The sequence below is a fragment of the Micromonospora xinjiangensis genome, assembly GCF_056150165.1.
Window position 1 is genome coordinate 163309 of record NZ_JAXCFO010000008.1, and the last position, 24045, is coordinate 187353.

A 24045-nucleotide genomic window follows, 5' to 3' on the forward strand; every position below is an offset into this window, starting at 1 on the left:
GATGGGGCGGTGATGGAACTCGACGGCGAGCCCGCGCGCGCCGGGGACCTGGCGGCGCTGGCGCTGGTCAACTACGGCCACTTCACCACCGTCCGGGTGGAGCGGGGTGGGGTGCGCGGGCTCGACCTGCACCTCGACCGCCTGGTGCGCGACTGCGACGCGCTCTTCGGCGTCCGTCTCGACACCGATCGGGTGCGCGGGCTGGCCCGGCGGGTGGCCGCCCGGGCCGATCCACCGACGATGCTGCGGATCACCGTGTTCGACCCGGATCTCGGCGTCGTCCGCCCCGGCGCCGAGGCGCGGCCCCGGGTGCTGGTCAGCCTGCGCCCGGCGGGGCCGGCGGTGGCGCCCGCGGTACGCCTGCGGACGGTCCGTCATCGGCGGGACCTGCCGGGGGTCAAGCACGTGGGCGTCTTCGGCGCCGTACGCGAGCGGCGCCTGGCCCAGCGCGCCGGTTTCGACGACGTGCTCTTCGTCGACGGTGGCGGTCGGGTCAGCGAGGGAGCCACCTGGAACATCGGTTTCGTCGTGTCGGGCGAGGTGTGGTGGCCCGAGGCGGACTGCCTGCCCGGGGTGACGGCCCGCCTGCTCGACCGGGTGTCGGGGACGATCGGCGTGCCGGTGCGCCGGGTGCCGGTCCGGCTCGACGACCTGCCGCCCGGCTACGCGGCCTTCGTCACCAGCTCCGGCGCGGGGATCCGCGCGGTGGACGCGATCGACGGCCGCGCGCTCGCCGCCGAGCCGCGGCTGCTCGACCGGCTGCGCGCCGGTTACGAGGCGATCCCGGCCGAGCCCTTCTGACCCGTCCCGGCCGTGCCCTTCTGACTCGCCCCGGCCGGTGCGCACCGACCCGCCGCACGGGGTCGGGCGCACAGCCGATGCCCCGCGCCCTCCCAGCGCCGCCCGGGGCCGGACGCGTCCCGGGTCGGGTCGTCACTCCGCGAGCGGCTGTCGGCGCGCCCGGGACAGCAGGTCGGCCAAGTGCGCCAGGTCAGCGAGGCGCAGGTCGGCGTCGACGCCCTTGAGGCCCGCCGTCAGCGCGCCGGCCGCGCGCCCCGCCCGCACGCCGACGGCGGCGTCCTCGACGACGAGGCACCGCTCGGGTGGCACGTCGAGCAGCTCGGCGGCGCGTCGGTAGCCCTCGGGGTCGGGCTTGCCGACGCTCACGTCGTCGACCGTGACGAGGACCGGCGCGTCGATGCCGGCGGCCGCCAGGCGGGCCTTGGCCAGGCGGGTGTCGGCGCTGGTCACCACGGCCCAGGGCAGGCCGAGCCGGGCCAGCGTCGCCAGGAGTTGCCGTGCGCCGTGGGTGGCGGTGACGTCGGAGAGGTCGTCGTACTGCAGCGCGAGCTGCCGGGCCGCGGCCGTGTCGACCGCCGCGTCGTTCAGTCGCGGCAGCAGCCGGCGCACCGTGCGCTCGGCGGGGCTGCCGTGCGCGATCGCGACGGCGGCGTGCGGCTCGACGCCGTACTCGGCGGCCCACACCCGCCACGCCCGCTCGACCGCCGCGTCGGAATCCACGAGAGTGCCGTCCATGTCCAGCAGCACGGCAGCGACCGTCGACAGGTCCACGCCCCACCTCCACTAATATGCTCGTGACACGAGGATAAGGTGGTGCAGGCCCTCGATGGCAACCCCGTCCCGACAGCGCGCCGACACGGCCCGGTGGCACACCGTGTCGCAGGTGTTGGCCACGCTCCTCCGCCGGCCCGGCATCACCCGCGCCGAGCTGGCCCGCGAGCTGCACCTGACCAGCGGATTCGCCACCGAACTCACCACCCGCATGCGGGAACTGCGGCTGCTCACCGAGTCGCCGGCGCCGGCCCGGGGCCGGGGCCGGCCCACCACCGTCCTGGCGCCGCACCCCGACGGGCCTGTCGTCCTCGCGGTCCACCTGCGTTCCGACGACTGGAGCCACGCCGTCGCCACCGTCGACGGGCAGCTGCACGCCCCGCGCCGCCACCCGCACGACCGCCGACCGACCGCCGTACTCGCCACCATCCGTGGCGTGGTCGAGCAGGCCCGCGCCCGCTACGGCCGACGGCTGCGCGCGGTGTCCCTCGCCATCGCCGGCACGATCCACCGCCAGCATCTGGTCCAGGCCGCCACGCTCGGCTGGGGACAGATCGACCTCGGCGCCGTGACCGGGGGCACCGGGATTCCGCTGCTCCTCGGCAACGACGCCACCCTGGCCGGTGTCGCCGAGGCCCGTACCGGCGCGGCCACCAGCGCGGGCACCGCCCTGCACCTCATCATCGAGGTCGGCGTCGGTGGCGCCCTCACCGTCGACGGCCGTCCGCTGACGGGCGCGCACGGCGCCGCCGGCGAGTACGGCCACCTACCCCTGGGGGATCGCGCCGTGCGCTGCCCGTGCGGCGCTCGGGGCTGCTGGGACCTCGACGTCGACGGCCGCGCGCTCGCCCGCCACCTCGGCGAACCAGCACCCGCCGACCCGCGCGGCTACGCTCGCGCCGTCCTCGACCGCGCCACGGAGGACGCACGCGCCCGACGTGCCGTCAGCACCGTCGCGGGTGCCCTCGCGGCCGGCATCGCGGGCCTCGTCAACAGTCACGACCCCGAGCTGGTCACCCTCGGTGGACTCGGCCCCGCGATCCGTCGCGGAGCCCCCGAGGCCTTCGGGCGTGCCTACACCGAGGGCCTCATGGCCTTCCGCCGTGCGGAGCCCCCACCCGTCGTCGACGCGAGGCACGGGGAGCAGGGGCCGCTGCGCGGCGCCGCCGTCGCCGGCCTCGACCACACGACCAGCGAGGCGGCCCTGGCCCGGTGGGCCGCCCGGTAGCGCCTGGCCGGCCGCGGCTGCTCGCCGACGGGCCGCCCGCGCTCCCGGCGACCTCAGCCCGGCGTGGCCGGTTGGCAGAGCAGCTCGCCCGTGGCCGGGTCCTGGCACAGGTACCGGCCGCCGTCGTGCATCCATCCCCAGAGCGAGTCCTCGAAGAGGGACTGCCCACAGTGCCGGCACGTGCCGGTGCGCCCCTCCTGGGCCGGCGGCTCCGGCGCTCTCTCCTGCGCCGGCGCCGACTGCGCCTCGGGGAGCGGACCGTCGAGAGCGGTACGGGTCGCGGCGGGGCGGGTGGCGGCGGTGCCGCCGCGGCGGGACGGTGGTGGTGCGGGGGAGACCCGCGGTGTCGACTCAGCCATGAAACTTCCTGTGCGCGTGCCGTCCAGGTCGCGGGCGGACGGGAACGCCGGTGATGGGAGCCGTCCACCCGGGAAGTGCCGTGCGGCCCGGCCTCCCATCTGTACCGGCGTCGCGCCTCGCGGCGCTGTTACAGATCGCGTGCTCGGGTGGGCCCGGCCCGGCGGGTCACCGCCGGGCCGGGCCCGGGGACTCAGCGCAGCGTCACCTGCCGCGCCAGCGCGCCGCCGGCGGTCTCGAAGGCGGCCAGGACGGAGGCCGGCCTACCGCCGTCCACCGGCACCAGCACCGTCACCGGACGGCCTGTGCGCAGGTCGACGCTCCGGCTGCCCAGTGACCGGTCGCCGTCCCAGGAGTACAGGTACGCCGTGCCGGACCGGTCGGCGCGCACCGTCACCTCGATTCCACCGTGGACCACCCGGGGACGGCTCAGGGTGAGGGCACGGGCAGGCAGTTTCGCCACGGCCGCCGGGGCCACCCCGTCGACGGCCGACTGGGCGATCGTCTGGGGGCTGTGCACGCTCCGGGCGGCGGTGTCGGGGAACACCGGCGTGCTCGCCTCGCGCCGCGGCGGGTCGTAGCCGGGCAGGGTGGCCAGGCCGTAGCGGTACGGGTCGGCCCGTACGCCGGTGAAGGTCGACCAGCCGAGCCGGGACTGCGAGGTCAGATCCTGGGTGTCGGAGTCGTAGACGAGCACGTTGAAGCCCATCCGCCCCGGGTCGACCGCGTCCGGCAGCACGTCGAACGGGATGCTCGCCTCGATGGTGTACCCCGTGTACGGCTCGCTGACCTTGCTGACCACCCGCATCCCGGGTGCGGTCTGGTCACCCGGCCCCTGCCGGTTGTCCGCGTCCCGCTGCCAGCAGGGCGGGTTGCCGTTGGCCGGGTCGTCGGTGGTCGGGAAGATCCCCGCCTTGAAGACCGTCGAGGTGTCCGTCGAGTTCCCCTTCGGGTCGACGATGATCTCGACGCTGTCCGTACGCCGCTGCCGCTTGCAGTCCTGCGGCACCACCGTGCGGCCCAGCACGTCGTCGGTGACCTGGACGAAGACCTTCAGCGCGTCCTCGGTCCACGCGACGCGGCCCTTCACCGAGGCGTCCTGCGGGGTCACCGCCTGCCCCTCCCAGATGCGGGAGAAGTCCAGCTCCTCGCCGGGGTACTCGCCCGCGCCGGCGACCCCGTCCACGGCGTGCCCCGGGCCGCTGGCCGGGATCTCGGTGGTCGGCACGATCTCCAGCGCTCCGGTCTCGACGGTGCTCCCGGCGGCGCTCGTCGTGGTGATGGTGAGATCGTAGTCGCCACCGACCCCGCCCTCGTTCGCCGTCGGCAGGGAGTCGTCGCTGTTGGTCACCGTGAAGGTGACGGCGCCGGTCGCGCCGGCTGGCAGATCGGTGTAGCGCTTGGTGGCCGAGTCGGCGGTGAAGCCGTCGGGCAGGCCCAGGGTGACGGTGCCGCTCTTCGGGCTCGTGCCGTGGTTGCGCAGATCGACCCGGACCTCCCGGCTGCCGCCGGAGCCGATGGTGAGCACCGGCTTGATCAGGGTGTCGAGCTGGCCGTACCCGCCCTCGGCGGCCCAGGTGCGGAACGTCCCCACCTCGGGCAGCGGTTCGAGGGTGCCCCGCACGTCGGCGACCACCCGGACCGCCTCGTCGGTGGTGCCGCCGCCCTGGCCCTTCGTGGTCAGGGTGGCCCGGAGCAGTCTCTGCCCGCCGGTCTCGGCGCCCTTCGGCACGGTGACGGTGAAGGTGACCCGCCGTTCCTTGCCCGCCGGGACGGCGGCGCCGAGGTGACCGCCGCCGCGGACGGTCCAGCCGTCGGGGGCGCGTAGGGCCAGGCGCGGCGCCTTGAGGGCCTGCCCGGCGGGGGCCTGGACATGGGCGGTCACCTCGATGGTCTGCCCGGGGGCGACGTCGAACCGGTCGGTGGTGAGGTACAACCCGGTGCCCTGGGGCAGCCCACCCCGGGCCGGCGGCAGGACGGAGCCGCGCAGGATCGCCTCGGGCGAGGTGTCCGTCGGGTCGTACGGGATCCGGCTGTCGACCAGCGTGTAGAAGTCGCAGCGGATGGCGGCCGGGTCGGTCGGTGCGGCGGCGGTGTTCGCCCAGCCCTGCGTCCGGTAGTCACGGCGGGCGTCGACCTCGATCTCCGCCCAGGTCTGGCCGGACGCGCTCCGGGCACCTTCCCAGACGCCGAAGACCTGGTCGGTGGGGACGGTCGGCCGGAAGCTCGCCGCGCAGTCCGGCCCGGCCGACGACGTGCCGGTGCCGCCGGTACGCAGGAACTTCGCGGGCTGGAAGACGCGCAGCCCTTCCCGGCGCAGCTGCTCGGGGAAGGCGTTCGGGTCGGCGGCGGCGTGGAACGCCTCCGCGGCGAAGCGCGCGGCCTGCTGGTGGTTGCCGTGGTTGCCCGGCGTGGGGGAGGGATTCATGGTCATGACGATCTCGGGCCGGGTGGTCCGGATGACGCGGACGATCTGGGCCAGGGTCTCGTCGTGGCCCCAGATCCGCTCGGACAGCGGCGCGGAGGCGGTGTACCAGAAGTCGACCCGGTCGAGGTTGTAGAGGTTCTCCACGCCGGCCCGGCCGATCGCGGTGCGCTCCTCGCGCTCGCGGATGATGCCCAGCGGTGGGCCCTCCTCGAGGCCGATGGCGTTCCCGCCACCCTCACCGCGGGTGATGGTGACGACGCCGGCCTTGGCGCCGTAGCGCTCCTTCCACTGCCCGAGGGTGGCGAGGCTGGACGCCTCGTCGTCGGGGTGGGCGCTCACGAAGAGGACGTCGAGGTCGACGGCGTCGCTCGGGCGCTCGGCGGGGGCGGCGACGGCGGTGGCGGGGACCGCGGCCAGTGTCAGGGCCACGGCCACCGGTAGGAGGAATCTCGGTGTTCGCATACGGATCCTTCCAGGGCGAGGTCCGAGCGGCGCCCGGCCGGGCCCGGCCGCGGTGGCGCGGCCCGTCGGTGGCGGGCGGGTCGGATCGCTGATGGGGCCGGCCGGGCGCGCCGCGAAGGAGCGCCCGGCCGGGTGCGCAGTGGTACGGGCGTCCGTACACACTGGAAGGCCTTCGCCCGGTGACGCTAGGGACGATCAAGGCCGTTCGTCAATGCTTCCGCCGTGATTTCTTCCTTTGCGGAAGGAATCAATTCCGAGTCTGTTGGAGCCGTTCTGTGCCGGGCACTCCTCGGTCCGCCGCAGTTGATCTGCACATCCCGCCTGCTCATGCCCCGGTCGGCGGTCCGCCGAGATCCATTCGTTACTTGACTCGATAGTTCGTTCGCCGTAGGAAGGAAGTGTGACTGACGTGGTGACGCCACCGACGAGCCCGGTGAGCCGGGAGCGGTCGAAGGAGATCAAGCGCCTCTCGGTGATCTCCGCCGCCCGCCAGGTGCGGGTGCTCTCCCGCGCCGAGCTGACCGAGCTCACCGGGTTGAGTCCCGCCACGCTCACCCCCCTCGTGCGTGAGCTGATCGCCGAGGGCTACCTGATCGAGCGGGGGCCGGGCGCCTCCCGCGCCGGCCGTCCCCGCGCCATGCTGGAGTTCAACCCGCGCGCCGAACTGGTCGCCGCCGTCTCGCTGGAGCCGGCCCGGATCAGCTGCGAGATCGCCGACAGCGACGGCACGGTGGTCGCGCACCGGGCGATCCGGCTCACCGGTGACATCGTCGAGACCATCTGCCGGGCCGTGCCCGAACTGGCCGGCGACGGGCTGCCCGCGCTGCGCGGCGTCGCCATCGCCGCGCCCGGTGTCTCCACCGGGGGCGCCGTCCGCCTCGCGCCCTCGGTGGGGCTGGTGGAGGGCCACCCGATAGGGGAGTCCGTCCAGCGTCACCTCGGCGTACCGGTCGTGGTGGACAACGACGTCAACCTGATGGCGGCCGGCGAACACGCCGCCGGCGCCGGCAGCGACGTCGCGGACCTGCTCCTGCTGCACGTGGCCGACGGCATCGGCGCCGGGCTGGTCCTCGACGGCCGGGTGCGCCGTGGCGCCGGGGGTGCCGCCGGCGAGGTCGGCTTCCTGCCGCTGGACCCGGTCGACCGGGGGCACGACGGGATCGGCCCGTTCGAGGCCCGCTGGTCGGAGAACGCCATCGCCGAGCAGGTCGTCGCGCTCTCCCCCGGCCGTCGGCCGGACGCGGCGGTGGCCACCCTGGTCGAGCTGGCGCGGGCGGACGAGCGGGCCGCCGCCTACCTGGACGAGGTGCTGACCGCCTGGTCCCGCCTGATCGTCTCCTGCGTCTGCGTCATCGATCCCGGGCGGGTCCTGCTCAGCGGGGCCGCCGCCCAGCTCGACGACGCCGCCGTCGACCGGCTCCAGGCGCTGGTCGCCGCGACCGCGCCCGCCGCCACGGAGGTGCGCCGGGCCGTGCTCGGTGACCGCGCCGTGCTGCACGGCGCGATCAGCTACGCCCTGGCCGCCGCCGCGGCCGCCCCGCCCCACCCGCTTCCCGTCCCCTGAACGACTCCCTTTCCCCCTCGGAGGTACCCCATGAGACGTCGACTCCTTCTCGCCGGAGCCCTCGCCACCGTGCTCGCCGCCGGCACCGCCTGCGGCGCGGGCGGCGCCGACGACGCGGCCGGTGGCGGGGGCGCCGAGAAGCTCACCATCTACACGGCCCGGGACAAGAAGGTCACGGACTTCGTGGTGGAGAAGTTCACCGCGAAGTACCCCGAGTACCAGGGCAAGGTGGAGATCCTCAACATCGGCGCCCAGGAGATCCTGGAGCGGGTCCGGGCCGAGAAGGCCAACCCGCAGGCCGACGTCTGGTGGGGCGGCACCCAGCAGGGCCTCTCCGCCGGCGCGGCCGAGGATCTGCTGGCCGCCTGGCAGCCCAGCTTCGCCGGGAAGATGGACGCCCAGTACAAGGACGCCGAGGGCCGCTGGTTCGGGGAGATCCTCCTCCCCGAGGTCATCATGTACAACAACAAGGCGCTCAGCCCCGAGCAGGCGCCGAAGGACTGGGACGACCTGCTCGCCCCACAGTGGAAAGACAAGATCATCATCCGGGACGTGGCCGCGTCCGGCACCATGCGGTCGATCTACGCCTCGATGATCCAGCGCCTGTCGCCCGACGGCAGCAACCCCCAGCCCGGCTACGACTGGCTCAAGAAGCTCGACGCCAACACCGGCTCGTACGCGGCCAACCCGTCCGACCTGTACCTCAAGATGTCCCGCCAGCAGGGCGTCCTCAGCGCCTGGAACCTCCAGGACGTGCTGCTGCAGGCCAACCAGGCGAACATGCCCTTCGGGTACGTGATGCCGGCCTCCGGGGCTCCGGTGCTCGTCGACGGCCTCGCGGCGGTCAAGGGCGGCAACACCGAGGGGGCGCAGAAGTTCATCGAGTTCCTCTTCGACGACGGCCTCCGTGCCGACCTGGCGAAGGACTTCTTCCAGATCCCGGCCGTGGAGATCGCCGACCAGCCGGAGTGGCTGGCCCAGCTCGACCTCAAGCCGATGGACGTCGACTGGGACGTGATCGCCAAGCACGAGACCGAGTGGATCAACCACTGGAACAGCCAGATCAAGAACAAGGGCTGACCACGCCGGAGCCGGGCCGGGGTCGACGTACCCGGCCCGGCACCGGGCCCGCCCGCCCCGGCACCACCCCCGAAGGAGAGGACATCATGATCGATGTCACGCTGGAGTCGGTGAGCAAGCGATTCGCCCGCGCCGGCGACACCGCCGCCGTCGACGACGTCGACATCAGCATCGCCGCGGGTGAGTTCTTCACCCTGCTCGGCCCGAGCGGCTGCGGCAAGACCACCACCCTGCGGATGGTCGCCGGGTTCTACTTCCCCACCTCGGGCCGGATCCGCTTCGGCACCGAGGACGTCACCCGCCGCCCGCCCAACAAGCGCGACACCGGCATGGTGTTCCAGAACTACGCGCTGTTCCCGCACATGTCGGTGGCGCAGAACGTCGCGTACGGGCTGAAGATCCGCAAGGTGGGCCGCGCCGAGGCGCAGCGCCGGGTCGAGGAGGCGCTCGGTCAGGTGCACCTGGCGGGATACGGCAACCGCCGCATCGACCAGCTCTCCGGTGGCCAGCAGCAGCGCGTCGCGCTGGCCCGGGCGCTGGTCATCCGGCCGCGCACGCTGCTGCTCGACGAGCCGCTGTCCAACCTCGACGCCAAGCTGCGCGAGGAGACCCGCGCCGAGATCCGCCGGATCCAGAAGGAGAGCGGCACCACCGCCATCTACGTCACCCACGACCAGGCCGAGGCGATGGCGATGTCCGACCGCATCGCCGTCATGGAGTCCGGGCGGGTGCAGCAGATCGGCGCCCCGCAGGAGATCTACCACCGGCCCGCGAACGCCTTCGTGGCCCGGTTCATCGGCCGCAGCAACGTGCTCCCACTGCCGGTGGTGCGCGCCACCGACTCCTCCGTCACCGTCGGCCTGCCCGGCGGCGACGAGACGGTCGTGGCCGCGCCCGCCGGGCACGGCCTGAGCGCCCAGGACACCGCACTGGTGTCCGTCCGCCCCGAGCACATCGGCCTCACCTCGACCACCGACCCGGGCGCCCTGCCCGGCCGGGTCACCGACCTGGAGTTCACCGGCATGGCCACCAACCTGGTGGTCGACGTGGCCGGCGACCCGGTGCAGGTGGCCGCGATCGACGTGCCGGCCGGCATCGCGGTCGGTGACCAGATCGGCCTGCGGCTGAACCCGGAGCGGATGTGGGTGGTGCGACCGTGACAGCCGCCCCGACCGCCGCGACCGCACCGCCCCGCACCGGGGACCCGGCCCCGGGCGGACCGGGCCACCGGTCCCGCCTCGGGCGGCGCTTCGCCGGCGGCGCCAACTCCCGCTGGTTCCCCTACGTCCTGGTGTTCCCGCTGGCGCTGATCCTCTTCGGGTACGTCGTCCAGCCGATGTTCGCCACGTTCGCCGAGAGCGTCGGCGTGGACGGGATCGCCAACTACACCGAGTTCCTCGGCGGCGACGGGGTGGCCCGCTCCTCGCTGCTCACCTCCCTCGCCATCTCCGCGGCGAGCGTGCTGCTCTGCGGCATCGTCGGCGTCGCCATGGCGTTCCTGCTCAAGCGCTTCCAGTTTCCCGGCCGCCGGCTGATCGAGGCGATCATCCTGGTGCCCGCGGCGCTGCCGCCACTGATCGGGGCGATCTCGTTCCAGCTGCTCTACAGCGAGACGGGCATCCTCCCGCGCGGCCTCCAACACCTGTTCGGCACCGAGGACCCGGTGCTGCCGTTCAGCGGCGTCGCCGGCGTGCTGGTGGTGCACACGTTCACCATGTACCCGTTCTTCTACCTGGCCGCCTCCGCCGCGCTGGTCGGGATGGACCCCTCGGTGGAGGAGGCCGCGTACAACCTGGGCGCCGGCCGGGTGCGGGTCTGGCGCACCGTGCTGCTGCCGATGCTCACACCCGCGCTGGTCTCGGCGTCGCTGCTGGTGTTCATGACCTCGCTGGCGTCGTACACCGCCCCGCTGCTGTTCGGGGTGGACCGCACGATGACCATGCAGATCTACATCAACCGCACCAACGGCGACCTGCCGATGGCCTCCACCTACGCCTCGGTGCTCGCGGTGGTGTCCATCCTGTTCCTGCTCGGCATGCGCTGGTACGAGGGCCGCCGCAGCTACCGCTCGCAGTCCAAGGGCATCGCCGCCCACCGGCGGGAGATCACCAACCCGTTCGGCAGGTGGCTGGCCCTCGCCGCCTCGGTGCTGGCCACCGTGGTGCTGCTCGCCCCGGTGGGCACCATCGCCCTCGTGGCGTTCTCCGAGGACGGGTCGTGGACCACGGAGGTGATCCCGTCCGCCTACACCGGGCAGAACTTCGTCACGATCTTCTCCGACCCGCGGGCGTTCCGGCCGATCCTCAACTCCCTCCAGATGAGCCTCATCGCCACCGTCGGCTGCGTCGTGGTCGGTGTGCTCATCGCGTACGCCGTGCGCCGGCTGAACTTCCGCGGCCGGGCACTGCTGGACGTGGCGGTCATGCTGGCCTGGGCGCTGCCGGGCACCGTGGTGGCGATCAACCTGATCTCGGCGTTCAGCACCGGCAACGCGTTCAGCCTCGGGCAGGTACTGATCGGCACCTTCTGGATCATGCCGTTGGCCTACTTCGTGCGGTTCCTGCCGCTGGTGTTCCGCTCCAGCTCGGCGACGCTCGCACAGATCGACCCGTCGCTGGAGGAGGCGGCCCGCAACCTCGGCGCCTCCTGGTGGCGGGCGTTCGGCACGGTCACCCTGCGGCTGATGCTCCCCGGTGTGGCGGCCGGCGCGCTGCTCGCCTTCGTCAACGGCGTCGGCGAGTTCGTCGCCTCGGTGCTGATCTACACGTCGCAGACCGCACCGATCTCGGTCGAGATCAACAACCGGATGTACTCGTTCGAGATCGGCACCGCGGCCGCGTACGGCATGCTCCAGGTCGTCCTGATCTTCGTGGTCATGGTGGTCTCCGGCCGGCTCCAGAACGGCGGGCAGGCATCCCGGGAGGCGGCGAAGTGGACGAACTGAGCGACCGCACGACCGTCACCTGGCCCGCCTCCGGCGGCCTGCTGCCGGTCGCCCGGGTGCCGGGGGGAGAGCTGGCGGCGGTCGCCGCCGCGGCGGACTTCGCGGTGCTGCCGGTCGGCGCCGTCGAGTGGCACGGCCCGCACCTGCCCCTCGGCACCGACCTGATCCTCGCCGAGGGCTTCGCCGCCGAGAGCGGCGCGGAGACCGGCGGCCCGCGCGGGGTGCTCTTCCCCGCCGTGGCGTACGCGGCCTGCCCCGGGCAGACCCGCCCCTGGCCGGGCACCGTGGCCATCCGGCCGGAGATCGCCGTCGGATACCTCGCCGACGTCGTCGAGGGGATCGTCGCCGCCGGCTTCCCCCGGCTGCTGATCGTCAACGGCCACGACGCCAACATGTCCACCGTCCGCGCGGCGATGGAGTGGGTCTCGGGCCGCCGGCGGGCCAGCCTGCTGCTGGTCAACTGGTTCCAGCTCGTCACCCCGGCGGAGACCGCGCAGATCTACGGCGACCTGCCCGCCCGCGGGCACGGCGGCGCCTACGAGACCTCCGGGGTGCTGGGGTTCGACCCCGACGCGGTACGCCTCGACGCGGTCGCCGACCTGCCGCCCCGGCCGAAGCTGCCGGTGGCGCACCCGTACGTGCTCGTGGAGTCCCGGCCCGACCCGTGGCAGGGCTGGTCCGGGCACATCTCCCTGGCCAGTGTGGACGCCGGTGACCGGGTGCGGCGCGTGGCCGGGGCGCGGCTGCGGGAGATCGTCTCCGCCTGGGTCGCCGCCCCGCCGCCGGCGGCGCCCACCGCCGACTCCCTGCCCGAGGAGGACTCGTGACCGTCGACCGCGGCCTGGACGTCGTCGACTTCCACCTGCACTTCCGCATCGGCGCCGACGAGACCGTCCACGCCTGCGAGGAGGCCGCCGGGATGCATCCGGGCGGGGCACACGAGCGCGCCGTCCGGGCCGGCGCCTCCGCCCCGTACGCGCGGGCGTGGCGGCAGGCGTGGGGATTCCCCGACCCGGAGCCGCCGGCCGGGCGCTGGCAGGACGAGGCCGACCGGTGGGCCGACGAGCTGCGCCGCGTCGGCGTACGCCGGGCGGTCTTCGTCACCGGCGGCGGCAACGACGCCGTCGCCGACGTGGTCGACCGCCACCCGGACCTGCTGCTCGGCTTCGCCCACCACGACCCGTACGCCGCGGGTGCCGCCGCCGAACTGGAGCGGGCGGTCACCGAACGCGGCCTGCGCGGGCTGAAGCTCTTCGCCCCGCTGCTGCGCGGACCCCTCGACGGCGAGGAACTCGACCCGCTCTGGCGCACCGCCCAGCGGCTCGGCGTGCCCGTGTTGATCCACATCGGGCACTACGGCAGCGCCGGCGGTCTTCCCTTCGGCCGGTACGGCGGCCCCGAGGAGCTGGCCCGGATGGCCCGCCGGTTCCCGGAGCTGCCCGTCGTGGTGCCGCACTTCGGCGTGCAGTACGTGCAGGAGCTGCTCTTCACCGCCTGGGGCTGCCCGAACGTCCACGTCGACACCTCCGGCTCCAACCAGTGGGTGCGTTGGATGCCGTACAAGCTGACCCTGGAGGAGCTGTTTCGGCGCTGCTACGAGACCATCGGCCCGCACCGGATCGTGTTCGGCAGCGACTCGTCCTGGTTCCCGCGCGGGTACGTGACCCGCTACCTCGACGACCAACTGCGCATCTGCCGTGAGCTGGGCATGCCCGACGACCACCTGCGCGCGATCTTCGCCGGCAACGCCGAACGCCTGCTCGGCGACCGCTGACCGGCGACCCCGCGCGAGGGGGCGCGAGCCCCGCCACGGCCTGGAACAAGTAAGGATCTCCACCATGAGCACGCCCGCCCTGACCACGTACCAGCGACACCACCTGCGTCCCACCTACGACCACCACGTCGGGCACCTCTTCCCGGCCATGGTGCGGGCCAGCCAGGCACACGTGGTGATGCTGACAGAGCAGGGGCTGATTCCGCCCGATCGGGGCGCCCGACTGCTGCGCGGGCTGGCCGAGCTCCGCGCCGACTCCGGGCCGCCACCGGCCTTCGACGGCAGCTTCGAGGACACGTACTACCTGATGGAGAAGCGGCTCGCCGCCGCCTGCGGCATTCCCACGTCCGAGCTGGACGTGCAGATGGCCCGCAGCCGCAACGACCTCGACGCCGGGGTGTTCCGGATGCTCCTGCGCGACCAGCTGACCGGGGTGCTCGACCGGCTGCTCGCCGCCGGGACGGTCGCCCTGGACGCCGCCCACCGGTACGCCGACGTGGTGATCACCGGGTACACCCACCGCCGCCCCGCCCAGCCCACCACGATCGGGCACGCGCTCGCCGGGTACGCCGAGGCCGTGGCCGGGGAGGCCGTGGCCTACGCCGACGTGATCGACCAGCTCAACGTCTCGCCCCTGGGCTCCTGCGCGTTCGCCGGGACGGATCTGGACATCGCCCCCGGCCGGGTGGCCGAGCTGCTGGGCTTCACCGCCCTGGTGACCAACTCGTACGAGGCGGTGGCCGGCGCGGACCACCTGGTGCGGGTCGCGACGCTCAACGCCCAGGCGCTGGCCACCGGCGCGCGGGTGGCCCGCACCCTGATGGACTGGCTGAGCTGGCGCTGGGTGACCACCCCCGGCGACTTCACGCAGGGCAGCAGCATCATGCCGCAGAAGCGCAACCCGGTGGTGCTGGAGCACCTGGTCTCGTACGCCGGCCAGACCGCCGCCGACGCCGCCTCGGTGCTCAACAACGTGGGCGCGGCCTGGTGGGAGGACTCCAACAACGCCACCACCGACGTGCAGGTGCGGCTCTGGGAGAGCAACGACCGGACCGACCGCTTCTTCGCCCTGCTCGGCGGATTCCTCGCCGAGATCGAGCCGCTGGAGCCGCCGTCTGCCGCCGAGATCGTCGCCTCCGGGGCCACCACCACGGCGGCGGCCGACGCGCTCACCCGGCACGGCGTCCCGTTCCGGGCCGCGCACTCGCTCGTGGGCCGGCTGGTCCGCGCCGGCGACCCGCACACCTGGACCGCCGACGGGGTGCGCGCCGCCGCCGAGGGCCTGGTCCCCGGCGGGCTCGACGACAAGGCCGTCGACGACCTGATCGCCGCGGCCGTCCGCCCCGAGCTGGTGCTCGACCGTGCGCAGGCCGACGGGCCCGGCGCCGACGCGGTCCGCGCCCAGGTGGCGACGCTGCGGGTCACCTTCGAGACGGTGGCGGGCCGGCTGGCGGCGGTACGGGAGCGCCTCGCCCGCGCCGACGCCGCCCTGGACGCGGTCGCCGCCGAGATGGCGGCCCGGTGAGCGTGCAGCTGGCGGGTGCCCGGGCGGGAGGCGGGCGCACCGACGGACTGCTGCTCGGTATCGACTTCGGCGGGACCAAGATGGCCGTCGCGGTGGCCGACCTCGAGGGCCGGGTGGTGACCCGGCGCCGCGTCCCCACGTACGCCGAACGGGGCGCCCCGCAGGCCCTGGACCGGGCGCTGCGCCTCGCCGCCGACCTGGTCGCCGAGGCCGGCGGGACGACCGTCGCCGTCGGGGTGGCCTCGCCCGGAGTCATCCGCCCCGACGGCATCGACCTGGCTCCGAACGTGCCCGGCTGGGAGCGGCTGCGGCTGGCCGAGGCCGTCCGCGACGGCCTCGGGGTCAGCAACGTGGCGGTGGACAACGACCTGAACGCCGCCGCCCTGGCCGAGCTGCGCACCGGCGCGCTGCGCGACGCCGACCCCGGCCTGGTCGTCGGCATCGGCACCGGGGTGGCCGCCGCGATGACTGTCGGCGGCGCGGTCATCGCCGGCCACCGGGGCGCGGCCGGCGAGATCGGCTACGCCGTGGCCGGCGGGCCGTGGCCGGGCACGATGCTGGAGCTCGACTTCTCCGGCCGGGCCCTCGACCGCCTCGCCGAGGAGCTGGGGCTGACCGGCGGGGCCGCCGGCCTGGCCGACGCGGCCGGACGCCCCGGGCGGGCCCGCGACGCGCTGGCTGCCCGGGTCGACGAGATGGCCCGCCACCTGGTCACCTGCTGCCTGCTGCTCGATCCGCAGCGGGTGGTGCTCGTGGGCGGGGTGGCCGGCAGCGCGTTGATCCGGGGGCTGCTCACCGACCGGCTCGCCGAGGTGCTGCCGCACCGGCCCGAGGTGGTGCTCTCCCGGTTCGCCGACGACGCGGCGCTGCTCGGCGCGGTGACCCTGGCCCGCGAGGCGGTGCCGGTCAGCGGCTGACCGGCACCGCCTCGCGGGCAGCAGCCGGTCGGGCGGGCTCGCGCAGGGCGGCGCGACCTCGGCCTCAGGGGTCGGGGAAGGAGCCGTCGCCGAAGAGGATGCGGCTCGCGGCGGCCCGCCCGACCGGCGTACGCAGCAGCGCGAACGCCGTCGCCGCGACGGCGGGCGTCCGCACCTGGGCCAATCCCCGGCGCAGCAGCAACCGGCCCCGGAAGTGGGCGCGCAGCGCGGCGCCGTCGTAGCGGCGCAACGCGTCGGGCCGGCCGGTGCGCAGCGCCTCGTCGAGCACGGTGGCGGCGAGCCCGGAGAGCCGTAGGCACGGGTCGAGGCCCCCGGCGGTGAGCGGAGAGACGGCGCCGGCCGCGTCGCCGACCAGGAGCCCGTCGGCGCAGCTGATGCGGCGCAGCACCCCGCCGACGGGGATGGGGCCACCGCGCCGCTCGACCCCGTCGGGCCGGTCGCCGGGCAGGCCGGGCGCCGACACGACGAACCGCCCCAGGGCCCGCCGGAGGCCGTCCGGGAAGCGGTGGGCGTAGCCGGCGACGCCGACGTGGGCGTGCCGCCCGTCGTTCACGACCCACGCCAGGTAGCCGGGGGCGAGCGAGGGGTCCAGCACGCAGTGGAACGCGGGCAGCTCCGCGCCGGGGGAGACCTCGAACACCTCCTCGGCGCCGACCAGCAGGTGGTGGTTGCGGTCGAGGCCGAGGTCCCGGGCGACCCGGGACCGGGCGCCGTCGGCGCCGACGACGAACCGCGCCCGGACGGAGAGCGGCCCGTCCCGACCGGTCAGGAGGATGCTGCCGTCGCGCCGGCCGGCGTAGCGGGTGGCCAGGGCGATCCGTACGCCGGCGTCGGCCGCGGCGCGGGCCGTCGTGACGTACAGCGGTCCCATGTCCGCCACCCGGTACTCGTCCCGCCCGCTGACCAGGGTCACCGGCCGGTGCAGCCCCGGCGGGTAGAGCACCACCCGTCGGATGGGCGGCCCGAGACACTCGGGTGGCAGCGGGAAGTCGTCCAGGGTGCGCCGGACGAAGATCCCCGTCGTGCGGATCGCGTCGCCCAGGGCGGGGCGCCGTTCGACCAGCAACACGTCGTGCCCCTGCCGCGCGAGCAGTGTGGCCGTGTGCAGGCCGGCCAGCCCGGCCCCGACGACCAGCACGTCCACGTCCATCAGCCCTCCGCCCGTCCGCTGGTCGGCCCGCCGCGGCCGCGGCTACCGGTTCGCGTCATCACGTGTCAGTCGCAGCCAGCCGAGCAGGAGGGTGCCGGCGGCCCAGGCGAGCAGGACCGCCACCGACGACGCGGTCGTCATCCCCGGCACCTCGCCGAGCAGGAGGAACGCGGCGCCGGTCCCGGGCAGGACGTCGGCGAGCGCCGACATCCACTCGTAGCCGAACTGGGGCAGCAGCAGCGGCAGGACCAGCATCAGGAGGAAGACCGCGACCAGGCCACCGGCGGTGTTGCGCAGCAGGAAGCCGAGCCCGACCGCGAGCGCGGCGCCGGCCGCGAACACGAGGGCGACGGTGCCGAGCGTCTCCGCACCCTCGCGCCACGGCAGGCTGAGCACCGGCCGGGCCGCGGTGAGGGCCGCGAGCGCGGAGGCGAGGCCCAGCAGGACACCGAGGACCGTGGCGGCGCCCACCGTGACGACCGCCCGGGCGAGGAAGAGGACGGAGCGACGGGGCGTCCACTGCAGGGCCGGGACGATCCCGCCGGTGGCGTAGTCGGACGTGACGGCGATCAGGGCGAGGGCGAGCAGCGCGAACTGTGCCGGCATCGCGCTGATGGCCGACACCACCCAGGCGGGCTCGCCCCGGGGAGGAACGGGGTCCGAGGCCGCGTCGAGGCCGGCGACGGTGCCGAGGCCCACCATCACCCCGGCCGCCGCGACGAGGAACCACCAGGTGGCCTTCACCGTCCACAGCCGCGTCCACTCGGCGGCGCAGGTACGCGTGAACACGCGGCCGGGCGGGGCGTCGACGGCGGCGACGGGCCGCGCGGGAATGGTCGACGGAGCGGTCACCGGGCTTCCTCCGTTGTCGTGCGGGCGTGCTCGTCCCGGCGGCCGTGGTATTCGACGTGGCCGCTGGTGAGCGCGAGGTAGGCGTGTTCGAGGGACTGCTGGACCTCGGAGAGGTGGTACAGCGGGATGTGGAACGAGTTGGCGACCTCGCCCACCTCCTCGGCGCTGCCGTCGTGCACCCGCAACTCGTGCGTGTCGACTCGCTCGGCGGTGAGGCCGCGCTCGGTGAGCCGGGAGAGGAGCGCGTCCGACCGGGTGCTGAGCACCCGTACCTGGTGACGGCCCAGCCCGCGCAGGATCTCCTCGGTGGCGGCGTCGGCGATCATGCGCCCGCGACCGATGACGATCAGATGGTCGGCAGTCTGCTGCATCTCGCTCAACAGGTGGCTGGAGACCAGCACGGTGCGACCGGCGTCGGCGAGTTCGCGCAGCAGCCCGCGGATCCACCGGATGCCGTCCAGGTCGAGGCCGTTCATCGGCTCGTCGAAGAGCAGCACCCGGGGATCGGCGAGCAGGGCCGCCGCGATGCCCAGCCGCTGGCGCATCCCCAGTGAGTAGCCCTTGATCCGGCGGCCGGCCGCGCGCCCGAGCCCGACCTGTTCGACCACCTCGTCCACCCGACGCTCCGGGACACCGTTGGCCCGGGCTGCCACCCGTAGGTGGTTGCGTCCGGTGCGGCCCGGGTGAACGGAGGCGGGGTCGAGCAGCGCGCCCACCTCCCGCAGTGGTTCGGTGAGCGTCCCGAACGCCCGGCCGTTGACGAGGGCGCGCCCGGAGGTGGGCCGGTCGAGGCCGAGGATCATCCGCATCGTCGTGGACTTCCCCGCGCCGTTCGGGCCGAGGAACCCGGTGACCTTTCCCGGCTCGACGTCGAAGCTCAGGTCGTCGACGGCCGGGACGTCGCCGTAGCGCTTCGTGAGCCCCCGGACCTCGATCACCGGCAGCCGCCCGGTGGGGTGGGCCCGATCGCCGTGGCGGTGGCGGCGGCCGTCCCGGGCGGCTGTCGCCGACGACCGGTCGGAGCGGGGTCACGGGGTGTCAGGTGGGCGCGCGGGGCCGCGTCTGCCGCGTGCTGGTGCGGGCCCATCGCTCGATGCTCGATTGGCATGCATCGACTATCACTCGTTACCTATCGAAAGTCAATCGGTTCGCGAATCCCGGACCGCCCTCGGTCGGCTCCGGCCGGCGAGGCGGGACGGCTGGGCCGGAACGAGATTCGCCCCTGACCACGGTGGGTCAGGGGCGAATCACCACGGGTGTGCGGCCGGGGGCGCCGGTCGGTCGTCCGGCGCGAGGGCGGCCCGGAACTGCCGGATCAGGCCTTCTTGGTCTCCCAGAAGATCTCCGAGATCTCGTTGATCTTCGCGAGGAGCCGGGTCGCGACGTCCGGGTCGGCCGACCCCTTCGCCCCGCCGGCCCCGGCCAGCTTGGTGGCCTCGTTGAACAGGGTGTGCAGCTGCGGGTACTTCTCGAAGTGGGGCGCCTTGAAGTAGTCGGTCCACAGTACCCAGAGGTGGTGCTTGACCAGCTCGGCCCGCTGCTCCTTGATGATCAGGGAGCGGGTCCGGAACTCCGGGTCCTCGTTGGCCTGGTACTTCTCACAGATCGCCAGGATCGACTCGGCCTCGATCCTCGCCTGGGCCGGGTCGTAGACGCCGCACGGCAGATCGCAATGGGCGCTCACCACGGTGCGCGGAGTGAAAAGGCCTCTGAATCGCATCGGATCCCTCATTCTTCGGGTGCGGATTTCGCCTGCCGCCGGTGCCGATCGCGATGATCGGGCCACGGTCGTCACCACCGCCGGCCGCCGGCCGGGCAGCGCGCGTCCGCGGTGTCGACGACGCGTCACCGACCGGGCCGGCCGCCGGTCGGGTCGGCGCCTCCCGCTCGACGGTCAACGCATGACGCTACGACCTCAACCAACCTTCAGGTCAAGCGCCGTGAACTGGATCTCAGTCCGCTAAACGCCCGAGAAGGGGGGTGTTACGGTTTATTCCGCTCGAATGCGGACCGCCTGAAACGCGCTTTCGGGGAGACGTTCCCGCTCCACCCAGGGCCTCACGCGTTCGCCGGCTCCGGCGTGGACGACCGACAGGGAGGGCGTATGCAGTCGCGTACCGATCTCATCGAAGATCTCATGGGGCGCTTTCCGCACGTGCCGCGCGAGGCGGTGATCAAGGAAGACCTGCTGCGCGGTGGCCTCGCCTTCGACGACTCGGCGCTCACCGACAACGAGGGCGGCGACGTCAAGCCCAAGTCGTACTTCATCTTCTCCTTCGACCACCGCACCCTGCCCGAGCTGGGTGCCGCCGCCCTGCGCCGGCCGCCGGAGGAGATCGTGCTCACCGGCGGCCCGTACGGGCTGAGGCGGACGGTCGTGTCCGTGCGCACCAACCCCGACTCGCCGTACCGCGTCAAGCCGGACCAGGACGGCCGGCTGATGCTGTTCCTCGACGGACGGGCGATCGCCGAGGTGGGCCTGCCCCCGATGCCGGACTACTACCGGCACACGCTGGCCAACGGCAAGTCGGTGATGGAGGTCGCGCCGACCATCCAGTGGGGCTACCTCATCTACCTCACCGTGTTCCGGGTCTGCCAGTACTTCGGCGCCAAGGAGGAGTGCCAGTACTGCGACATCAACCACAACTGGCGCCAGCACAAGCAGGCCGGGCGCCCGTACACCGGCGTCAAGCCGGTCGATGAGGTCCTCGAGGCGCTCGCCATCATCGACAAGTACGACACGGCCCACGCGTCGCACGCGTACACCCTGACCGGCGGGAGTATCACCTCGAAGGTCGACGGGCTGGCCGAGGCGGACTTCTACGGCCGCTACGCGCAGGCGATCGAGGAGCGGTTCCCGGGCCGCTGGATCGGCAAGGTGGTCGCCCAGGCCCTGCCGCGGGCCGACGTGCAGCGCTTCCACGACTACGGCATCCGGATCTACCACCCGAACTACGAGGTGTGGGACAAGCGGCTGTTCGAGCTCTACTGCCCCGGCAAGGAGCGGTACGTGGGTCGGGAGGAGTGGCACCGCCGCATCCTCGACTCCGCCGAGATCTTCGGCCCGCGCAACGTCATCCCGAACTTCGTGGCCGGCGTCGAGATGGCGGCCCCGTACGGCTTCACGAGCGTCGACGAGGCGATCGACTCGACGGCCGAGGGGTTGGAGTACTTCATGTCCCGGGGCATCACCCCGCGGTTCACCACCTGGTGCCCCGAGCCCACCACGCCGCTCGGCCGGTCCAACCCCCAGGGTGCGCCGCTCGAATACCACATCCGGCTGCTGGAGGTCTACCGCGCGACCATGGAGGCGAACGGCCTGACGAGCCCGCCCGGGTACGGCCCCGCGGGTGCCGGTCGGGCGGTCTTCTCGGTCAGCTCGTTCATGGACAGCCTGCCGGCCGACGGCGAGAACTGAGCCGCGGGAAGCTGACCGCCCGCCGGCGGCGAGTCAGCAGGCCGGTCGGTTGACCACGCGGCTCGCCAGCGCGGGCGCCGGCCGGTCGGGGTCGGCCACCGGAGCGTTGTCGAGGTAGGGGTCGTCGTCGTGGCGGGGGCGGAGGCTGTTGGCCGTCACGGTGTCGACACCGGTGCCCACGGTCTCGGCCGGGCGGTAGCGCACCGTCGCGGCGGATCGGTTCGAGTGCAGGACGATGCCGGGCCGCCACGTGCCGGCGAACCGCACCCAGACGCGGTCACCCGCGCGGAATCCGTCACGCGGTGTCGCGGAGGCCGGCGTCTCGTGATGTGAGCTCAGCGTTGGCGCCGGCATATGGTCACCCTCCTTTGTGGTGGGTCTAGCGCTCCCCTTGGGACGGTCGGGCATGCACGAGCATGCCAGCGCACCTTCGCTCATGCAAGATTTCACGACGACAACCTGTCGCGGTGGCATCGTGCATGATGGCGAGTCTCGGTTACGCTACGTGTAGCGCGATCTTCTGACGGGGCGCGCGACTGGGGCACGAGGAGTGGAGCCTGGCTCATGAGCTGCGACAACGGGCCACGACGCCCTCGCCGCTCCTCACCTGCGATTACAGCCAGTGATTGTTTCGTCTGTGGTTTCGCAGGGGGAGAGATGCCCAGCATTCGGATCGACCGGCGTACAGCCGTCCACTGAGGAGCAACTGGTGCCTGACAACGATGAGTGGATCATGTCCAGCAGGTCGACCGGCAACGGGGGCAGTTGCGTGCAAGCTCGCCGTAACGAGAGTCTGATCGAGGTGCGCAACAGCAAGAACCCGTCCGCCGGCGTCGTGCGGTTCACGGTGGAGGAGTGGGACTCGTTCCTCTACGGCGCCAAGCGGGGGGAGTTCGACCGGCTCCTCGGCTGAGACGGGTCGCCCTGAGGGTGGCACCCGCCGCCAGGCCGACGGGCCGGCCGGCGCCCCACCACGAGCAGAGCCCGCCGGGCACGTCCGGCGGGCTCTGTCGCGTACCGTGCTTCGACCGGCCCGGTCAGGGCACCCGCCCGACGGCGGCGAGACCGGAGCTGCGCTTCGGGTCGTCGGTGAAGAACTGCGGGTCGTCCGGCGCGGGACGCCACTGCGGAAGCCACACCACGCCCGGGTCGACCAGGTCGAGACCGGTGAAGAACCGCTCGAACTGCGCCCGGCTGCGCAGGCCCAGCGGGGTGGCCGTCCGCTGCCGGTAGATGTCGTGGGCAACGTCGAGCTCACCGTGCTCGTGCGTGACGTCGTCGGCGGTCGCGTGCGACACGACGAGGTGGCTGCCCGGCGCGAGCACCCCGCGCAGCCGGCCCACCGCGGCGTACGCGACGTCGTCGTCGGGCACGAAGTGCAGGACCGCCGCCAACAGCAGGCCGACCGGTCGGTCGAAGTCGATCAACTCCTTGACCTGCGGGTGCGCGAGGATCGTCTCCGGCTGGCGGAGGTCACCGCGGATGGCGGTGGCCAGCTCGTTGCCGTCGAGCAGCTCCAGGCTCTCCGCCACCGCCACCGGGTCGATGTCCACGTAGACCACGCGGGCGTCGGGAGCGACCTGCTGCACGATCTCGTGGACGTTGCCCTCGGTGGGGATGCCCGAGCCGACGTCGAGGAACTGGCGCACCCCGGAGTCGACGAGGTGGCGCACCGCCCGCCGCAGGAACGCGCGGTTGGTCTGCGCGAGCTGCGGCCCCAACGGGAGCACCCGCAGCATCGCCTCGGCCGCCTCGCGGTCGGCCGCGAAGTTGTACGTGCCGCCGAGGTAGTAGTCGTAGATCCTGGCCGCGGTCGCCGGCTTGCCCTCGCCGCCGTCGGTCGCACCATCCATGCCGGCCCCTTTCGTTCATCAGTGGTACGGGCTCTGTCGGACCGGCGCGGACCGGGGAGTCCGCCGCCGGGCAGCTACCGGTGGTCCTCCAGCGGCACGGAGGCCTCGTGGATCAACCGGAAGATCCGCCGGTACTCGTCCACCTCGTGCGTCTCCTCGAGGTAGAGCGCGCCGACATGAGACTCGAGGTAGACGGTGTCCGGGTCGTCCGGGTCGTCGAAGTCCAGGATCCGGAACGCGCCGGCCATCGCGGCGTGCGCGCCGACGGAGAACGGCAGGACCCGGATCTCCGCGGCGCCGCTCGCGGCGACCGCCTGGAGATGGTCGAGCTGCGCGTCCATCACCGCCTTGCCGCCGACCGGCCGGGCCAGCACGTTCTCGCCGAGGACGAACACCAGCCGGGGCGCCGGGCTGCGGGCGAACAGCGCCCTCTGCCGCTGCATCCGCAGCTTGACGTGCCGGCGCGCGGTGTCGTCGTCGGCCCCCTGCTCGGCGGCGAACACGGCCAGCGCGTACTGCTCCGTCTGCAACTCACCCGGGATGATCTCGCCGTAGTAGGTGCTGATCCGGGTGGCGCTCGCCTCCAGGCCGACGTAGAGCTTGAACCAGTCGGGGATGACGGGGCTGGCGTCCCACCACTCCTCCTGCGAGGTGCCCAGCGCCAGCTCGGCCAGCACGTCGGTGACGCTCTGGTCGACCCCGTAGAGCCAGCACAGGGCCCGCACGTTCGCCGCCGTCACCGGCACCTTGCCGGTCTCGATCCGGTGCAGCGTCGGCTCGGATATACCGAGCCTCGCCTCCGCCACCTCGCGCCGGGTCTTGCCGCTCGCCAGCCGGAGCCGCGTCAGCCGCCGTCCGAGGGTGCGACGGGCCACCCGCTGCCCTGTGATCGGCACGCCC

22 protein-coding genes are annotated in these 24045 nt (G+C 73.5%); 12 read left to right on the forward strand and 10 right to left on the reverse strand.

From position 1 onward, the window contains the following. Positions 1-12 precede the first annotated feature (12 nt). The gene (locus SM573_RS25965) at positions 13-801 is read left to right on the forward strand and encodes an aminotransferase class IV (RefSeq protein ID WP_474617290.1); all 789 of its coding nucleotides are present in this window, start codon (positions 13-15) and stop codon (positions 799-801) included. A 132-nt stretch (positions 802-933) separates the two neighbouring features. Here SM573_RS25965 and SM573_RS25970 read toward each other — a convergent pair whose 3' ends face one another. Then, positions 934-1572: an HAD-IA family hydrolase gene (locus SM573_RS25970; protein ID WP_474610800.1), complete on the reverse strand. Its 639-nt coding sequence runs from the start codon at positions 1570-1572 to the stop codon at positions 934-936. 55 nt (positions 1573-1627) lie between these two features. On the opposite strand from SM573_RS25970, the gene SM573_RS25975 reads away from it, so the two are divergent. Continuing rightward, positions 1628-2800 (forward strand): ROK family transcriptional regulator, encoded by a 1173-nt coding sequence (locus SM573_RS25975; RefSeq protein ID WP_474617271.1) that lies wholly within the window; start codon positions 1628-1630, stop codon positions 2798-2800. A gap of 53 nt (positions 2801-2853) precedes the next feature. On the opposite strand, the gene SM573_RS25980 is transcribed toward SM573_RS25975, so the two are convergent. Further along, positions 2854-3159 carry a hypothetical protein gene (locus SM573_RS25980; protein WP_474617272.1) on the reverse strand — a complete coding sequence of 102 codons (306 nt, stop codon included), beginning with the start codon at positions 3157-3159 and terminating at the stop codon, positions 2854-2856. A 191-nt stretch (positions 3160-3350) separates the two neighbouring features. Continuing rightward, positions 3351-6047 carry a sugar-binding protein gene (locus SM573_RS25985; protein ID WP_474617273.1) on the reverse strand — a complete coding sequence of 899 codons (2697 nt, stop codon included), beginning with the start codon at positions 6045-6047 and terminating at the stop codon, positions 3351-3353. Positions 6048-6447: 400 nt separating this feature from the next. Here SM573_RS25985 and SM573_RS25990 point away from each other — a divergent pair, with 400 nt between their 5' ends. The 8 genes from SM573_RS25990 (at position 6448) to SM573_RS26025 (ending at position 15851) form a co-directional block, all read left to right on the forward strand. Continuing rightward, on the forward strand, positions 6448-7611 hold the full coding sequence (locus SM573_RS25990) for an ROK family protein (protein ID WP_474610796.1): 1164 nt from the start codon (positions 6448-6450) through the stop codon (positions 7609-7611). Between the two features lie 30 nt (positions 7612-7641). Continuing rightward, entirely contained in the window at positions 7642-8691 is a 1050-nt protein-coding gene (locus SM573_RS25995) for an extracellular solute-binding protein (RefSeq protein ID WP_474610795.1), read from the forward strand. 86 nt (positions 8692-8777) lie between these two features. Then, the gene (locus SM573_RS26000) at positions 8778-9851 is read left to right on the forward strand and encodes an ABC transporter ATP-binding protein (RefSeq protein ID WP_474617274.1); all 1074 of its coding nucleotides are present in this window, start codon (positions 8778-8780) and stop codon (positions 9849-9851) included. Then, complete coding sequence (locus SM573_RS26005; protein WP_474610793.1) at positions 9848-11635, forward strand: ABC transporter permease; 1788 nt, start codon at positions 9848-9850, stop codon at positions 11633-11635. Before SM573_RS26000 ends, SM573_RS26005 begins: the two co-directional genes overlap by 4 nt. Continuing rightward, positions 11623-12462: a creatininase family protein gene (locus SM573_RS26010; protein WP_474610792.1), complete on the forward strand. Its 840-nt coding sequence runs from the start codon at positions 11623-11625 to the stop codon at positions 12460-12462. The genes SM573_RS26005 and SM573_RS26010 overlap by 13 nt, the downstream gene beginning before the upstream one ends. Next, positions 12459-13409 carry an amidohydrolase family protein gene (locus SM573_RS26015; RefSeq protein ID WP_474617275.1) on the forward strand — a complete coding sequence of 317 codons (951 nt, stop codon included), beginning with the start codon at positions 12459-12461 and terminating at the stop codon, positions 13407-13409. Before SM573_RS26010 ends, SM573_RS26015 begins: the two co-directional genes overlap by 4 nt. Positions 13410-13473: 64 nt before the next feature. Next, positions 13474-14934, forward strand: a complete 1461-nt coding sequence (locus tag SM573_RS26020; RefSeq protein WP_474617276.1) for a lyase family protein — start codon at positions 13474-13476, stop codon at positions 14932-14934. Next, entirely contained in the window at positions 14931-15851 is a 921-nt protein-coding gene (locus SM573_RS26025) for an ROK family protein (protein WP_474610789.1), read from the forward strand. Before SM573_RS26020 ends, SM573_RS26025 begins: the two co-directional genes overlap by 4 nt. 64 nt (positions 15852-15915) lie before the next feature. On the opposite strand, the gene SM573_RS26030 is transcribed toward SM573_RS26025, so the two are convergent. From SM573_RS26030 to sodN, 4 genes are all read right to left on the reverse strand, one after another. Beyond that, entirely contained in the window at positions 15916-17022 is a 1107-nt protein-coding gene (locus SM573_RS26030; protein WP_474617277.1) for an NAD(P)/FAD-dependent oxidoreductase, read from the reverse strand. A 42-nt stretch (positions 17023-17064) separates the two neighbouring features. Then, positions 17065-17874 carry a hypothetical protein gene (locus tag SM573_RS26035; protein WP_474617278.1) on the reverse strand — a complete coding sequence of 270 codons (810 nt, stop codon included), beginning with the start codon at positions 17872-17874 and terminating at the stop codon, positions 17065-17067. Further along, a complete protein-coding gene (locus tag SM573_RS26040; RefSeq protein WP_474610786.1) occupies positions 17871-18812 on the reverse strand; it encodes an ABC transporter ATP-binding protein in 942 nt (313 codons plus the stop codon). The genes SM573_RS26035 and SM573_RS26040 overlap by 4 nt, the downstream gene beginning before the upstream one ends. Before the next feature lie 377 nt (positions 18813-19189). After that, positions 19190-19594, reverse strand: a complete 405-nt coding sequence (gene sodN / locus SM573_RS26045) for a superoxide dismutase, Ni (RefSeq protein WP_474610785.1) — start codon at positions 19592-19594, stop codon at positions 19190-19192. A gap of 384 nt (positions 19595-19978) precedes the next feature. Here sodN and SM573_RS26050 point away from each other — a divergent pair, with 384 nt between their 5' ends. After that, complete coding sequence (locus tag SM573_RS26050; RefSeq protein ID WP_474610784.1) at positions 19979-21292, forward strand: radical SAM protein; 1314 nt, start codon at positions 19979-19981, stop codon at positions 21290-21292. A 33-nt stretch (positions 21293-21325) separates the two neighbouring features. Here SM573_RS26050 and SM573_RS26055 read toward each other — a convergent pair whose 3' ends face one another. Then, a complete protein-coding gene (locus tag SM573_RS26055) occupies positions 21326-21646 on the reverse strand; it encodes a hypothetical protein (RefSeq protein WP_474610783.1) in 321 nt (106 codons plus the stop codon). 355 nt (positions 21647-22001) lie between these two features. Here SM573_RS26055 and SM573_RS26060 point away from each other — a divergent pair, with 355 nt between their 5' ends. Continuing rightward, positions 22002-22205 carry a DUF397 domain-containing protein gene (locus SM573_RS26060; RefSeq protein WP_474610782.1) on the forward strand — a complete coding sequence of 68 codons (204 nt, stop codon included), beginning with the start codon at positions 22002-22004 and terminating at the stop codon, positions 22203-22205. A 124-nt stretch (positions 22206-22329) separates the two neighbouring features. Here the strand turns inward: SM573_RS26060 and SM573_RS26065 are convergent, their stop codons facing one another. Continuing rightward, positions 22330-23145: an SAM-dependent methyltransferase gene (locus SM573_RS26065; protein WP_474610781.1), complete on the reverse strand. Its 816-nt coding sequence runs from the start codon at positions 23143-23145 to the stop codon at positions 22330-22332. A gap of 74 nt (positions 23146-23219) precedes the next feature. Then, entirely contained in the window at positions 23220-24041 is an 822-nt protein-coding gene (locus SM573_RS26070) for a helix-turn-helix domain-containing protein (RefSeq protein ID WP_474617279.1), read from the reverse strand. Positions 24042-24045 lie beyond the last annotated feature (4 nt).